This window comes from Mesorhizobium sp. M2A.F.Ca.ET.046.03.2.1 (assembly GCF_003952425.1).
Lineage (GTDB): Bacteria > Pseudomonadota > Alphaproteobacteria > Rhizobiales > Rhizobiaceae > Mesorhizobium.
This window is the reverse complement of the sequence record NZ_CP034449.1, coordinates 4,963,430-4,977,436: the sequence shown is the minus strand read 5'-3', so window position 1 is coordinate 4,977,436 and position 14,007 is coordinate 4,963,430. Positions and strand designations below refer to the sequence as shown.

General features: G+C 65.1%; 10 protein-coding genes. All 10 read right to left on the bottom strand.

Features of this window, described 5'->3' with window-relative positions; genetic code table 11:
* Nucleotides 1–210: 210 nt before the first annotated feature.
* The 10 genes from EJ072_RS23715 to EJ072_RS23675 all read right to left on the bottom strand — a co-directional run bounded on the left by EJ072_RS23715 (nucleotide 211) and on the right by EJ072_RS23675 (nucleotide 13,975).
* Nucleotides 211–1,725, bottom strand: a complete 1,515-nt coding sequence (locus tag EJ072_RS23715) for an aldehyde dehydrogenase family protein (RefSeq protein ID WP_126081554.1) — start codon at nucleotides 1,723–1,725, stop codon at nucleotides 211–213.
* Between the two features lie 184 nt (nucleotides 1,726–1,909).
* Nucleotides 1,910–3,184 carry an RNA polymerase sigma factor gene (locus EJ072_RS23710; RefSeq protein ID WP_126081553.1) on the bottom strand — a complete coding sequence of 425 codons (1,275 nt, stop codon included), beginning with the start codon at nucleotides 3,182–3,184 and terminating at the stop codon, nucleotides 1,910–1,912.
* Complete coding sequence (locus EJ072_RS23705) at nucleotides 3,181–3,555, bottom strand: YciI family protein (RefSeq protein ID WP_042640414.1); 375 nt, start codon at nucleotides 3,553–3,555, stop codon at nucleotides 3,181–3,183. The genes EJ072_RS23710 and EJ072_RS23705 overlap by 4 nt, the downstream gene beginning before the upstream one ends.
* A 110-nt stretch (nucleotides 3,556–3,665) precedes the next feature.
* Complete coding sequence (locus EJ072_RS23700) at nucleotides 3,666–4,757, bottom strand: DNA topoisomerase IB (RefSeq protein ID WP_126081552.1); 1,092 nt, start codon at nucleotides 4,755–4,757, stop codon at nucleotides 3,666–3,668.
* Nucleotides 4,758–4,887: 130 nt separating this feature from the next.
* Entirely contained in the window at nucleotides 4,888–5,304 is a 417-nt protein-coding gene (locus EJ072_RS36995) for a hypothetical protein (protein ID WP_245466963.1), read from the bottom strand.
* Nucleotides 5,301–5,912 (bottom strand): glycosyltransferase family A protein, encoded by a 612-nt coding sequence (locus EJ072_RS36990; protein WP_245466961.1) that lies wholly within the window; start codon nucleotides 5,910–5,912, stop codon nucleotides 5,301–5,303. Before EJ072_RS36990 ends, EJ072_RS36995 begins: the two co-directional genes overlap by 4 nt.
* A 97-nt stretch (nucleotides 5,913–6,009) precedes the next feature.
* Nucleotides 6,010–6,894, bottom strand: a complete 885-nt coding sequence (locus EJ072_RS23690; protein ID WP_126081551.1) for a transglutaminase family protein — start codon at nucleotides 6,892–6,894, stop codon at nucleotides 6,010–6,012.
* Between the two features lies 1 nt (nucleotide 6,895).
* Entirely contained in the window at nucleotides 6,896–9,307 is a 2,412-nt protein-coding gene (locus EJ072_RS23685; RefSeq protein WP_126081550.1) for a circularly permuted type 2 ATP-grasp protein, read from the bottom strand.
* Nucleotides 9,308–9,313: 6 nt separating this feature from the next.
* Nucleotides 9,314–12,673: a transglutaminase family protein gene (locus EJ072_RS23680; RefSeq protein ID WP_126081549.1), complete on the bottom strand. Its 3,360-nt coding sequence runs from the start codon at nucleotides 12,671–12,673 to the stop codon at nucleotides 9,314–9,316.
* A gap of 105 nt (nucleotides 12,674–12,778) precedes the next feature.
* Entirely contained in the window at nucleotides 12,779–13,975 is a 1,197-nt protein-coding gene (locus tag EJ072_RS23675; RefSeq protein ID WP_126081548.1) for an acyl-CoA dehydrogenase, read from the bottom strand.
* Nucleotides 13,976–14,007 lie beyond the last annotated feature (32 nt).

Here is a 14,007-nt window from a genome sequence, read left to right as displayed (position 1 = left end):
GCGTGGACTGACCGCTTAAAGCGCGTCGCGATCCTTTGGATTCGCTCCATGCGCTTTAGGCCTTTTGGTTTTACGCATGTCTTTATCCCGAAACCGGTTCCCACTTTCGGGAGACATGCTTTAAGCGAAAGGTGCGAGCTGATACGAGCAGTGGAGCGGTTCGCCGTTTTCGTAAAACGGTGAACCGCTGAGCCGCTAAGGACCGCGCCTTCAATCGATGTCGAACGAGACGCCCTGCGCGAGCGGCAGCGCCTTGGAAAAATTCACCGTGTTGGTGGCGCGACGCATATAGGCCTTCCAGGCGTCCGAGCCGCTCTCGCGGCCGCCGCCGGTCTCCTTCTCGCCGCCGAAAGCCCCGCCGATCTCGGCGCCCGAGGTGCCGATATTGACGTTGGCGATGCCGCAGTCCGAGCCGTCGACGCCGAGGAAGCGCTCCGATTCCTGCAGGTCGCGGGTGAAGATCGACGACGACAGGCCGGCGCCCACGGCATTGTGCAATTCGAGCGCTTCGTCGAAATCGGAATATTTCATCACGTAGAGGATCGGGGCGAAGGTCTCTTCCGTCACCGGCGAGACTTGGCTGGGCATCTCGACCAGCGCCGGATGCACGTAATAGGCGTCCGGATGACCGTTTTCGACGCGCGCGCCGCCCGTCACCTTGCCGCCATGCGCCTCGGCCTCCTTGAGCGCCTTCTGCATGTTGTCGAAGGCCGCTTTGTCGATCAGCGGACCGACCAGCGCCTTGCCTTCCAGCGGATTGCCGACCGAGACGCTCTGATAGGCCTTCTTCAGCCGCGGCAGCAGCGCGTCATAGACGCTGTCATGCACGAACAGGCGTCTCAGTGTCGTGCAGCGCTGGCCAGCGGTGCCCATGGCGCCGAAGGCGATCGCGCGCAGCGCCATGTCGAGATCGGCGGTGGGCGTCACGATGCCTGCATTGTTGCCGCCAAGCTCGAGCACCGCGCGGGCAAAGCGCTTGGCGAGCCGAGGACCGACCTCGCGGCCCATGCGGGTCGAGCCGGTGGCCGAAACCAACGGCACCTTCGGATGGTCGACCAGCACCTCGCCGGCGACGCGGTCGCCGATCAGCACCTGCAGCAGGCCTGCCGGCGCATCGGCCCCGAAACGCTTTGCGGCGCGCTTGAAGATCGCCTCGCAGGCAAGCGCGGTGAGCGGCGTCTTTTCCGACGGCTTCCACGCCACCGCATCGCCGCAGACGAAGGCGAGCGCTGCATTCCACGACCACACCGCGACCGGGAAATTGAAGGCCGAGATCACGCCGACCACACCCAGCGGATGCCAGGTCTCCATCATGCGATGTCCGGGGCGTTCGGTGGCGATGGTGAGGCCATAGAGCTGGCGGGAAAGACCGACGGCGAAATCGCAGATGTCGATCATTTCCTGGACTTCGCCGAGACCCTCGGATGGGATCTTGCCGACCTCGATCGACACCAGCCGGCCGAGCTCGTCCTTGTGCGCGCGCAGTTCTTCGCCAAGCAGGCGCACCAGTTCGCCGCGCTTCGGACCCGGCACCAGCCGCCAGGCCTGGAAAGCCTTGTGCGCGGCATCGATGGCCTTGCCGGCGTCCGCCGCCGAAATCTGCTTCAGCGCCGCGATCTGCTCGCCCGTCACCGGGCTGCGCACGACGAGGTCGCCGCCGGAAAGCGCGTCCTTGGTGACGCCGAGTTTCTCAAGAAGTGAAGCCGTTTCCTTCGCCAATGTCATTTTTGTCCCTTTCAGGTTCCACCTCGAAGGGTGGGAATGGAGCCATGCGCCATGTCCTTGACGTGCCGATAGGAACGCCCGGGCGCTTTGATGGCGTGGCATTACTCGTTTCGGTGAAAAACCGCCACCCCGGCATGGTCCAAGGCCCGATCGCGAGATTGGGCCAGAGGGTGAAGCCGGAGGATCAATGCGCTTTTTTGGCGGGAGTCCGCTCGCTGCTTTCCTTGATCAGCCGGTCGATATGCATGCGGATATGCGCCGCCTCTGCCGCCGTGTTGGCCAAGGCGATGGCGCGATCGAAGGCGATGCGCGCCTCTTCGTTGCGGTCAAGCTGCATCAGCAGCCCGCCCCGCAGCCCGAAGAAGTGGAAATAGCCCGACAACCGGTCTTCCAGTGGCTCGATCATGGCAAGCGCGGCTTCCGGGCCGCGTACCTTGCTGACCGCGACGGCGCGGTTCAGCGTCACCACCGGCGACGGCTGCATCTGCTCCAGCAGGCCGTAGAGCAGGTCGATCTCGGTCCAGTCGGTATCCTCGGCCGTCGCCGCCCGCGCATGCAGCGCCGCGATCGCCGCTTGCACTTGGTAGGGGCCGGGCTTGCGATGGCGCAGCGCCTTGTCGACCAGCGCCAGGCCCTCGTCGATCATCTTGCGGCTCCACAGCGAGCGGTCCTGATCCTCGAGCAGGACGATCTCGCCATGCTCATCGAACCGCGCCGGCGCCCTTGCGTGCTGCAGCAAAAGCAGCGCGGTCAGCCCCATGATCTCCGGTTCGGCCTGGAACAGCCTGAGCAGCAGGCGCGCAAGCCGGATCGCCTCTTCGCAGAGCGGCGCGCGGGCCGGCGCCTCGCCGCCATTGCTCGAATAGCCTTCGTTGAAGATCAGATAGACCATCGCCGCGACTGCGGCGAGCCGTTCCGAGCGTTCGACGGCCCCCGGCGTCTCGAACGGCACGCCGGCGTCCGCGATGCGCGCCTTGGCGCGGGTGATGCGCTGTTCCATGGCGCTCTCGCCGACCAGGAAGGCGCGCGCGATCTGCTTGACCGTGAGGCCGGAGACGATGCGCAGCGCCACCGCGATCTGCTGCGTCGCCGGCAGATCCGGATGGCAGCAGATGAACAGAAGCCGCAGGATGTCGTCGCGGTAATGCGCGCCGTCCAGCCGCTCGGCCATGTCGCCCTCGGCGTCCTCCAAATCGGTGATCTGGTCCTCTTCCGGCATCGGCGCCTGCTTGGCGCGCTTGCGCACCGCGTCGATGCCGCTGTTGCGGCCGACGAAGATCAGCCAGGCGGCGGGATCGCGCGGCGGCCCGTTCTTCGGCCAGTTCTTGAGCGCCCTCAGGCAGGCGTCCTGGAAAGCCTCTTCCGCGGCGTCGAGATCGCGGAAGTAGCGCAGCAGCGCGCCCATCGCCTGCGGACGGGCGTTGCTGATCGCCGTGCTTATCCAGGCAAGGTCCGTCATACCGCGACCTTTGTCGGATTGAAGACCGAAACCGGCCGGATCTCGTAGGAGCCTCCGCTCGGATTGACCTCGGAAAGCTCGCGCGCGAATTCGACCGCCTCGTCGAGGTCGCGGCATTCAAGCGTGTAAAAGCCAAGGAACTGTTCCTTGGTCTCGGCAAACGGGCCATCAAGCACGACCGCCTCGCCCTTGACCTTTCTGAGCGTCGTCGCGGCCGTTGTCGGCAAAAGGCGCGCCACGGGCCCGAGCCGGCCGGCCTTGGCGTATTTGTCCTGCACGTCGAGGATCTTCGCCATGACCTCGTCGTCCTGTTCCTTGCTCCAGGAGCAGACGACGTCTTCGGAGGCGTAGCAGAGGATGGCGTATAGCATGGCAGGTCCTTTCCGTATCAAAGGACGCGACACTAGGACCCTTCCCGACACAAGGTCGATAAAAAATTCGGCTGGTAATCACGGACTTGGCTGTCCCTCGCGCCTGACCGTCAGGCGCCATGCGCCTGCAGCCATCTGAGCACCAGCGTTTCTTCCTCGTCGAGGCCTTGTATCAGGCGCTTGCGCTTGTTGGCTTCGGCCATCTCGTCAAGCAGGCGTCCCTCGGTCCATGCCTCGAACACCAGCGGATGGATGTAGCATTTGCGGCAGACGGCACGAGTATTGCCCAATCGCTCGGCGACCTTGTCGACGACGCTGTTGATCACCCGGTTTTGTTGCGTCTTGCTTTCCGGCAGCTCGGTCCCGGCAAACAGCGACGCAGCATGGATGGTGCCGCCCCAGGTGCGAAAATGCTTTGAGCTGAATTCGGCGCCGGAAGCCTCGCGGATGTACCGGTTGACGTCCTCCGAGCGCACCGGCCGCAGGTCGCCATCCTCACCCAGATACTGGAACAGCTTCTGCCCAGGCAGATCCTGGGCGCCGCGCACGACCTTGGCGATGCGGCGATCGACCAGCTTCAGCTTCCATTCCTTGCCCGACTTGCCCTTGAAGGCGAAGCGCAGGCTGGAGCCGTTGATCTCGACATGGCGGTCGCGCAGCGTGGTCAGCCCGAAGCTCTTATTGTCCCGCGCATAGGCCGCGTTGCCGATGCGGATCATGGTGTTGTCGAGCAGCCAGACCACCGAGGCGACGACCCGCTCCAGGGGCAGTCCCCGCCGGCGCAGATCGGCATCGATCTGGCGCCTCAGGGCGGGCAGGCTTTCCGCGAAGGCGACGAGGCTGGAATATTTGACGCCGTCGCGTTCCTCGGTCCATTGCGAATGGTAACGGTACTGCTTGCGACCGCGCTGATCCCTGCCCGTCGCCTGGATATGGCCGTCCGGATCGGGCGAGATCCACACATCCGTCCAGGCCGGCGGAATGACGATCGCCTTGATGCGGGCAAGCGTCGTTTCGTCGACGGCTCTGCCATCGGGTCCTAGATAGGAGAATCCCGCGCCTTTCCTCAATCTGCGGATGCCGGGATCGGCATCGGTTACATAGTTGAGCGACGTGCTCCCGGCCAAGCTGCTGGCGCCGCTTCTCTGGGTTTCCTCGGCCCGCGCCGAACGGTCCGATGACGCTTGTAAATGCTGTACCATGCCGGCTCCGCGAAATGACCCGTAGATAAAGCCGCGCGCCGGTGACTTGTTCCAGAAGGCGTCAGCCCTGCCGGCTGACCGATACGTCCGCTATCCAACAGCCTTCCATCACCAACATGGGTGGGAGCTATTACCGGCCGGCATGGGCTTGAGGATCCATTGCCGGCTGCCAGATAGTCGTGAGGTCCGGCCTCGACGCCATCAGGCGCGTTGCGGTTGGGCGGCCGAAGCCGAGAACCGGCGCCGTAGAGTGACCTTCAATCGATAGCGCATGCAACGCCAGGCGTTCGCGCCCGCCCGTGGCGCGGCCTCGGCCACGTTGAGGAATCTTGCCGCCTTGTCGAAAATCGCCGCGCGCGTAATGAACGCGCGCGATCTTCAAGGCAACGAGGCCTTCCCTGACCTTCAGCGACCGCTCCGCGATGCCGCAGGACCGGAGCCGGCGCAGCGCCAGGCGCCATTCCAAAAAGCGCCCGGCAGATCTGACCGTGAAACGATCGTCGGAGCGCTCCGCAGACACGAAATAGGTGAAGATCGGTTGTCTCACGACGGCAACCGATGCCTTGGCGATGACGCGCGCCCAAAACAGCGTGTCCTCGTCATAGGCAAGCCCAACCGGGAATCTCGTTTCGCCAATGACCCGCCGCGACACCAGCGCGCTGCCGACTGCAATCGACCGTATCCGCCCATCGAGATAGGCGCAGGCATTGGCAAGCCCGCTGGCTGTGTAGACGCCCGGCATCTTGGTCGACCGCTCCTCGCCGTCGGCCCGCCGACGGAAGGCGCCGACCGCCATGTCGGCCGTGGGTTGGGCCTTGGTGGCCGTGGCCAGCAATGTACGCAGGCCGCCTTCCAGATGAGGTCGTCGGCGTCGATCATGTAGACCCAGGGACAACGGGCCTGCTCCAGAGCCAGATTCCTGGAGCCCCCGGCGTCGCGGCAGCTCGATTTGATGACGCGCATCGGCAAGGCAAACCGCAACGCCGTCTCCGTGGCGACGGCAGCGGTGGCGTCGGAGGAACAATCGTCGACCACCAGCACTTCACCGATGACCTCCTTTTCCGAGACCAGCGAAGCGAGCGTCCGAGCAATTGTCTGAGCGGCATTGTGCGCCGCAATGATGACGCTGACCTCTTCCAAACCCTGTCGCCGCACACCACACCCACGCAGGCGCGCCCCCCGTCAATCCCATACCCAGGATACCGACGGCAGGCGCAGTTGAGAAGCGACTATAGGGCAATCGGGATTGCCGTCACACCTTTTCCATGGCAACCGGAATGACGTCGACCGCCTGCTCGCCGACCTGGCCGCCTGTCGTCTTCAGCACGCCGACGATCGGCGCCACATCGGAATAGTCGCGGCCATAGCCGACGGTGATATGGTCGTTGCTCGCCCGCATGCCGTTGGTCGGGTCGAATTCCTGCCAGCCGGCATCGCGGCCGCACCAAACCTTGACCCAGGCATGCATGGCATCGGCGCCCTCGAGCCTCGGCTTTCCCTTGGGCGGGATCGTGCGCAGGAAGCCGCTGACATAGCCGGCGGGGATGCCCAGCCCGCGCAAGCCGGCGATCATGATATGCGAAAAATCCTGGCACACGCCGCGCTTCAGCGCGAAGGCGTCGCCCGCCCGCGTCTGCACCGTCGTCGCCTTGCCGTCATAGGTGAAATCGCGATGGATGCGATTGCACAGATCGGCCGCCGTAGCCACCGTTGAGCCGGCCAGGCTTTCCCGCGCATAGGCCGTGATCGCGGCATCGACGCCGACATGATCGCTGGCGGCGAGGAAATGATGCGGCGCGGATGGCGACAGGGAGCGGACCGAGCCGAGTTCCTCTTTGAGCTGCTGCAGATCCGGCGAGACGTCAAGGCCGGGTTCCGGACGCGACACCGACACACGCGCGCTCATCTTGATGTCGAGGCCGTCATGGACATCGCGAAAGGCTATCGCGGTGACGTTGTTGCCGAAGAAATCGAAAAAATCCGTGCGCTCGGATGGGTTTGGCACGAAAGACAGCGAGGCGACCACGACGCGCTGCACGCCCGCGATCGTAGGCGGCAGCACCCGCACCTGATGCCGGCTGCCACCGGCCGCGGCGTCATAGTCGTAGCTGAGGTGAAGCCTGATATCGTACAGCATGCTAACCAAAATAGGCTTTGGCTAGGCTGTTATAGAGATTGCCGATCTCGGTCGCGAGATCATCAAGCACATCCGCCGTCATGTCCGATGGTTCCCTCACTGCGATTGCAGTGTTGAGCTGCAGGATTTCCTTCGCGGCCGTCGACATATGCCCCTCGCCGCCGACCGAAGGCAGCATGCCGATCTCGGTTTTCAGCCGCTCGAGTTGGAAAAGGACCGAGCGCGGATTGAGCGGGTCGAGCGCCAGCAGGTCGATGACCGTGCGCCGCCCGGCCTGCACCGGATATTGCCGGCGATGGGTCATGACGCTGTCGCCGATCTCCAGCATCATGTCGAGCGCGCCCTCCGGCGCCCCTTTCCTGGTCAGCCGGCTGAGCGTGCGGGCGATCTGGATACCCCGTTCCAGCCTGCGGCCGATCTCCAGGAAACGCCAGCCTGTGAAGCGGTACATGTTCTCATGCAGCAGGCCGGAAAAGCCGGCGAGCTTGCGCAGCATGACCGTCATCGCCCGCGTCGCGTCGTCTCCGGGCGCTACCGTCTCCGCGAACTTGTGAACAGTCTTCGACAGATCCTTAAGCGCCAGCCAGCCATCGGGCGAGAAGCGGTCACGAATCTGGCCAGCACTGTAGACCGCGCTGTCCAAGGTCCCGATCAACCCCGGCGGTATCGCCGTTCCGACGTCGATGCCGTACGGCTCGAGATAGTCCCTGATATCGGCCAGCAGCGGCATGTCCGGATCGGACGTCTCGGCAAGCCGCACGTGATAGGCGCGCAACACGCGCAACGTGTCTTCCGAGCGCTCGATATAGCGTCCTAGCCAGGTCAGGTTCTCCGCCGCGCGGCTGGGGAGGCTGCCCGGCATGCTGCGGGTGAAGCTCTCATGTTCCTGCGGCAGCAGCGTCTCGCGCTCGACCGGCCTGTCGCTGACCACCCAGACATCCGCGGCCTGGCCGCCGCGCTGCATGGCGATCGCCGTCGGGTCGAGCGAGAAGCCGACGCGGGCGAAGCCACCGGGCATCACGGTCCAGCCTTCCGGCGTGCGCGCCAGATAGACGCGCAGGCTGGCGGGTCGTGGTTCCAGCAAACCGCCGACAAACACCGGTGTGGTCGACAGCGTCACCGCTTCCTGGCCGACGAAACCGGCGCCATCCGCTTCGATCCGCGCGACGAGCTCGGCCCGCTCGCCGGCCGACAGGGATGATCCGAGCCGGGTCGCGCCGTCGTCCTCGAAGGCGAGCCGGGTCGACAGCGCCGGGCCGACCACCATGCGGTCGATATTGGCAAGCACATGGGCGCGCTCGCTCTCCTGCCCGCACCACCAGGTGGCGATGTTCGGCAGCTTGAGGTCGTCAGCCTGCAGTTCCCGCGCGATCCTGGGCAGGAAGGACAGCAGCGCCCGCGTCTCCATCAGGCCTGAGCCCAGCGCATTGACGGCCGACACCGTGCCGCGCCGGATCGCCTCGACCAGCCCCGGCGTGCCGATCTGCGAGTCCGGCTTGAGTTCCAGCGGGTCGGCAAAGGCCGCATCGAGCCGCCGCCACAAGACGCCGATCGGCATCAGGCCGGAAACGGTGCGCACCATCAGCCTGCCGCCGGAGACGGTCAGGTCCTCGCCCTCGAGCAGCATGATGCCGAGATAGCGGGCGATATAGGCATGCTCGTAATAGGTTTCGTTGAGCGGCCCCGGCGTCAGGATGGCGACACGACCGCTGGAATCCTTGGCCATACCGTTCAGCGCGTCGCGGAAGCGGCGGAAGAAGCCGGCAAGGCGGTGCACATGCATCTCGCCATAGATGTCCGACAGCGCCCGCGTCGTGGCGACACGGTTCTCCAGCGCGAAACCGGCGCCCGACGGCGCCTGGGTGCGGTCGCCCAGCACCCACCAGCGGCCGTCCGGGCCACGGCCGAGCTCGAAGGCGACCATGTGCAGGAAATGCCCGCTGGCCGGCCTCACGCTGGCGATGGGGCGCAGATATTCCGGGCTCGCCGCGATCAGCCCGGCCGGCAGGATGCCCTTCTCGATCAGCCGGTTCGGCCCATATATGTCGGCCAGGATCGCCTCGAACAGGTCGGCGCGCTGGACCAGTCCGGCGCTGATCTCGGCCCATTCCTGCTCGTCGATCAGCAGCGGAACATAGGCGAGCGGCCATTCCCGCTCATTGGCGCCTGCCTTGTCATAGACGCGGTAATAGACGCCTGCATCGCGCAGATACTGGTCGGCCCGGGCAAAACGCTGCCCAAGCCGCTCCGCCCCCAAAACGTCGAGTGCGTCGATGAAGGAGCGCCAGGCCGGACGCGGGCTGCCCGACGCGTCGACCATCTCGTCGACGACGCCTTCGATCGGCCGGTAGCGTTCCAGCAGGCTCTGCGCCCGCGGCCTGCCGCCCGCCCGTTTCTGATTCCCCTTGGCCATGGTCGATCAGAGTCTCGCCGGCCGCCTTAGGTCAAGGGTCATCGGGAATTCTTCAGAGGCTTCTTCGTCGCGCAGCACATAGCCGCCCGGCGTATGGCCGCGTGGCTCGAAGCGGGCAAGTCGCCGGGCCTCGGCCTCGTTGCCGTTGACCGGGAAGGTGTCGTAGTTGCGGCCGCCCGGATGCGCGACATGGTAGACGCAGCCGCCGACCGAGCGGCCCGACCAGCGGTCGTAGATGTCGAAGACCAGCGGCGTGTTGACCGGCAGGGCTGGATGCAGGCCGGAGGCCGGCTGCCAGGCCTTGAAGCGCACGCCGGCCACCGCGACCTCTCTGGTGTCGGTAACCTTCATCGGCACGATGCGGCCGTTGCAGACGATGGCGTGACGCTCCGGATTGAGGCCTTCCGTCCGCACCTGCAGCCGCTCGACCGAGGAATCGACGAAGCGTACCGTGCCGCCGATCGCACCCTGCTCGCCCATCACATGCCAGGGCTCCAGCGCCTGCCTGAGCTCCAGCTTCACGCCGGCATGCTGAACCTCGCCGCAGAAGGGGAAGCGGAACTCGAGCTGGGCCGCGAACCATTCGGGGCGGAAGTCGAAGCCGTTGAGCTTCAGATCCTCCAACACGTCGAGAAAATCCGCCCAGACGTAATGCGGCAGCATGAAGCGGTCGTGCAGCGACGTGCCCCAGCGCACGAAGCGTCCGTCGAGCGGGTTCTTCCAGGCGCGGGCGATGATCGCACGGACCAGCAACTGCTGGGCGAGGCTCATGCGCGCATTGGGCGGCATCTCGAAACCGCGGAATTCGACCAGTCCCAGCCGGCCGGTCGGGCCGTCCGGCGAGAACAATTTGTCGATGCAGATTTCCGAACGGTGCGTATTGCCGGTCACGTCGGTCAGGAGGTTGCGGAATAGCCGGTCGACCAGCCATGGCAACGGTGCATTGCCCTTGTCCGGATGAGGCACCTGCGCCAGCGCGATCTCCAGCTCGTAAAGTGAATCGTGCCGCGCCTCGTCGAAGCGCGGCGCCTGGCTGGTCGGACCGATGAACAGGCCGGAAAACATATAGGACAGCGACGGATGCCGCTGCCATTGCAGCACCAGGCTCTTCAACAGGTCGGGCCGGCGCAGGAACGGGCTGTCATTCGGCGTCGCGCCGCCGACCACGACATGGTTGCCGCCGCCGGTTCCGGTATGGCGGCCATCGATCATGAACTTGTCGGTGCCGAGCCGCGACTGCCGTGCTTCTTCGTAGATCGCTGTGGTGGTGGCAACGCATTCGGTCCAGTTGGCGGCCGGGTGGATGTTCACCTCGATGACGCCCGGATCCGGCGCCACGCGGATGACGTTGAGGCGCGGATCGTGCGGCGGGGCATAGCCTTCAATATGCACCGGCAGGCCGATGGCCTTCGCCGCGTTCTCCGCCGCCGCCACCAGTTCGAGATAATCCTCCAACGCCTCGACCGGCGGCATGAACACGCAGAGCCGGCCGTCGCGCGGCTCGACGGTGAGCGCGGTGCGCACCGCGCCGCCGATCTCCGTCAGTTGCTGCTCGACGCGGTCCTGCTGCGCGCTCGCAGCGGTGAAAGACACGGTCTGCTGGCGGCGTGCCATTTCGTCCGCGCCTTCCAGTTCAGCTGGCGACGGCTGGGGCAAGATAGCCTCGCGCGACGGCAGCGCGCCGCGCGGCACGGAGGGATCGACCGGCACGATATACGGGAATTGCGCCGGCGGAACATAAGGCAGTGTGCCCAGCGGCAGGCGATAGCCGACCGGGGAGTCGCCCGGCACCAGGAACAGGCGGCCCCGCCTCGTCTTCCATTTCTCCGAGCGCCAGCGCTGGCCAGCGGCCTGGCTGTTCCATCGCTGCACCGGCAGCACATAACCCGACGGCTTGGTCAGCCCGCGCTCGAAAACACGCGCCATGCGGCTGCGCTCTTCCGGGTCTTCCAGCTTCGAATTGGACGGATCGACATTGTCCGGCAGCTTGCCTTCCTTGAGCAGCCATTCGGCCGGATCTTCATAGGCCTCGCTCACCATCGCCTTGTCGATGCCGAGCTCGCCGGCGATCGCCGTGAGCAGGCTTTCGGCCTGTTCGGGACCGATCGCAGCATTGCCATTCTCGCGCGCGATCAGCGACGGGTCGCGCCACACCGGCTCGCCGTCGGTGCGCCAGTAGAGCGAGAAGGTCCAGCGCGGCAGGCTCTCGCCCGGATACCACTTGCCCTGGCCATAATGCAGGAAACCGCCCGGCGCGAAGCGCTCGCGCAGCCGGCGGATGAGCTGGTCCGCCTTGTCACGCTTGGTCGGGCCGACGGCGGCGGTGTTCCATTCGGCGGATTCGAAATCGTCGATCGACACGAAGGTCGGCTCGCCGCCCATGGTGAGCCGCACGTCCTGCTCGCGCAGAACGGCATCGACCTTGTTGCCGAGAGCATCGAGCGCTTCCCAGCTCTCATCCGAGAACGGCTTGGTGATGCGCGGATGCTCGGCGATGCGGTCGACCCGCATGTCAAAGCCAAAATCGACATTGGCGAAGCTCGCCATGCCGGAGATGGGTGCTGCATTGCGATAATGCGGCGTCGCTGCCAGCGGCACATGGCTCTCGCCGGTGAGCAGGCCGGAAGTCGGATCGAAACCGATCCAGCCGGCGCCTGGAATATAGACCTCGCACCAGGCGTGCAGGTCGGTGAAATCGACCGACGTTCCGGACGGCCCATCGAGCGACACCAGATCGGGCTTGAGCTGGATCAGATAGCCGGAGACGAAGCGTGCGGCGATGCCGAGATTGCGCAGGATCTGCACCAGCAGCCAGCTCGAATCCCGGCACGAGCCCTTGGCAGCGGCAAGCGTCTCCTCCGGCGAGAACACGCCTGTCTCCATGCGCACGATATAGGCGATCTCGCGCTGCAGCCTAGCATTGAGATCGACCAGGAAATTGACGGTGTTTGTCGGGCTGCGGTCGATGCTTTCCAGGAATTTCGACAGCAAGGGTCCCGCCGGCTCTGGCGTCCGGTAGATGGCGAGGTCTTCCCTGATTTCTTCCGGATAGTCGAACGGAAAGGTCTCGGCGCTCTCCTCAACGAAGAAATCGAACGGATTGTAGACCGTCATGTCGGCGACTAGGTCGACTTCGATCTTGAGTTCGGTCACCGGCTCAGGGAAGACGAAGCGGGCGAGGAAATTGCCGTAGGGATCCTGCTGCAGGTTGACGAAGTGGTTCTTCGGCTCGACCTTCAGCGAATGGCTGAGCACCTTGGTGCGCGAATGCGGCGCCGGCTGCAGCCTGATCACCTGGGGACCGAGCACCACCGGCCGGTCATATTTGTAGTGGGTCAGGTGATGAACGGCTGCCAGAATTGCCATGGTACCCCGGAGTTCGGCGTTTCAGTCGCCGAACCCTGACATAGATGCTGGCCATTCTCCAAGCAGAGATGTTGCGCTGCACCTAATTTAAGCAGCCTTGCCGGCTTAGAAAAACGCCTGGATGCCCGTTTGCGCCCTTCCGAGGATCAGCGCATGCACGTCATGCGTGCCTTCATAGGTGTTCACCGTCTCCAGGTTCTGCGCGTGGCGCATGACGTGGTAGCCGATCTGGATGCCGTTGCCGCCATGCATGTCGCGGGCCTGGCGGGCGATGTCGAGCGCCTTGCCGCAATTGTTGCGCTTGACGATCGAGATCATCTCCGGCGCCATCTTGCCCTCGTCCATCAGCCGGCCGACGCGCAATGAGCCCTGCAGTCCAAGCGCGATCTCCGTCTGCATGTCGGCGAGCTTCTTCTGGAAGAGCTGCGTGCCGGCGAGCGGCTTGCCGAACTGCTTGCGGTCGAGGCCGTATTGCCGCGCCCGTTGCCAGCAATCTTCCGCCGCGCCCATTGCGCCCCAGGAAATACCGTAGCGCGCCCGGTTAAGGCAGCCGAACGGGCCGCCAAGACCCCTGGCGTTGGGCAGCAGCGCTTCCTCGCCGACCTCGACACCTTCCAGCACCACCTCGCCGGTGATCGACGCGCGCAGCGACAGCTTGCCGCCGATCTTCGGCGCCGAAAGCCCCTTCATGCCCTTTTCCAGCACGAAGCCGCGGATTTCGTCCTTGCCGTTCTCACCCTTCAGCTTCGCCCAGACGACGAACACATCGGCGATCGGCGCGTTGGAGATCCACATCTTGGACCCGGAAAGTCTGTAGCCATTGGCCGTCTTCTCGGCGCGCGTCTTCATGCCGCCCGGGTCGGAGCCGGCATCCGGCTCGGTCAGGCCGAAGCAGCCGATCCATTCGCCTGAGGCGAGCTTCGGCAGGTATTTCTTGCGCTGCGCTTCCGAGCCATAGGCATGGATCGGATACATGACCAGTGACGACTGCACGCTCATCATCGAGCGGTAGCCGGAATCGATGCGCTCGACCTCGCGCGCCACCAGCCCGTAGGTCACGTATCCGGCGCCGAGCCCGCCATATTCTTCGGGAATGGTGATGCCGAGCAGGCCCGCCTCGCCCATCTCGCGGAAGATCGAGGGGTCGGTCTTCTCGTCGGCATAGGCTTCCTCGATACGGGGCGCCAGCTTGTCGGCGGCGAAGGCCGCCGCGCCGTCGCGCACCATGCGCTCATCCTCGGAAAGCTGGTCCTCGATCAGGAAAGGATCATTCCACACGAAAGCGTTCTTATCGGCGGCCATGGCCTCGGGCTCCCAGTACTTTTGACGTGCCC

What these genes read in the sequence shown, in the direction of transcription:
- EJ072_RS23710 (WP_126081553.1), bottom strand. Translation starts at nt 3,184, where the DNA reads ATGACGGACCTTGCCTGGATAAGCACGGCGATCAGCAACGCCCGTCCG.
- EJ072_RS23715 (WP_126081554.1), bottom strand. Translation starts at nt 1,725, where the DNA reads ATGACATTGGCGAAGGAAACGGCTTCACTTCTTGAGAAACTCGGCGTC.
- EJ072_RS23680 (WP_126081549.1), bottom strand. Translation starts at nt 12,673, where the DNA reads ATGGCAATTCTGGCAGCCGTTCATCACCTGACCCACTACAAATATGAC.
- EJ072_RS23690 (WP_126081551.1), bottom strand. Translation starts at nt 6,894, where the DNA reads ATGCTGTACGATATCAGGCTTCACCTCAGCTACGACTATGACGCCGCG.
- EJ072_RS23700 (WP_126081552.1), bottom strand. Translation starts at nt 4,757, where the DNA reads ATGGTACAGCATTTACAAGCGTCATCGGACCGTTCGGCGCGGGCCGAG.
- EJ072_RS23685 (WP_126081550.1), bottom strand. Translation starts at nt 9,307, where the DNA reads ATGGCCAAGGGGAATCAGAAACGGGCGGGCGGCAGGCCGCGGGCGCAG.
- EJ072_RS23675 (WP_126081548.1), bottom strand. Translation starts at nt 13,975, where the DNA reads ATGGCCGCCGATAAGAACGCTTTCGTGTGGAATGATCCTTTCCTGATC.
- EJ072_RS23705 (WP_042640414.1), bottom strand. Translation starts at nt 3,555, where the DNA reads ATGCTATACGCCATCCTCTGCTACGCCTCCGAAGACGTCGTCTGCTCC.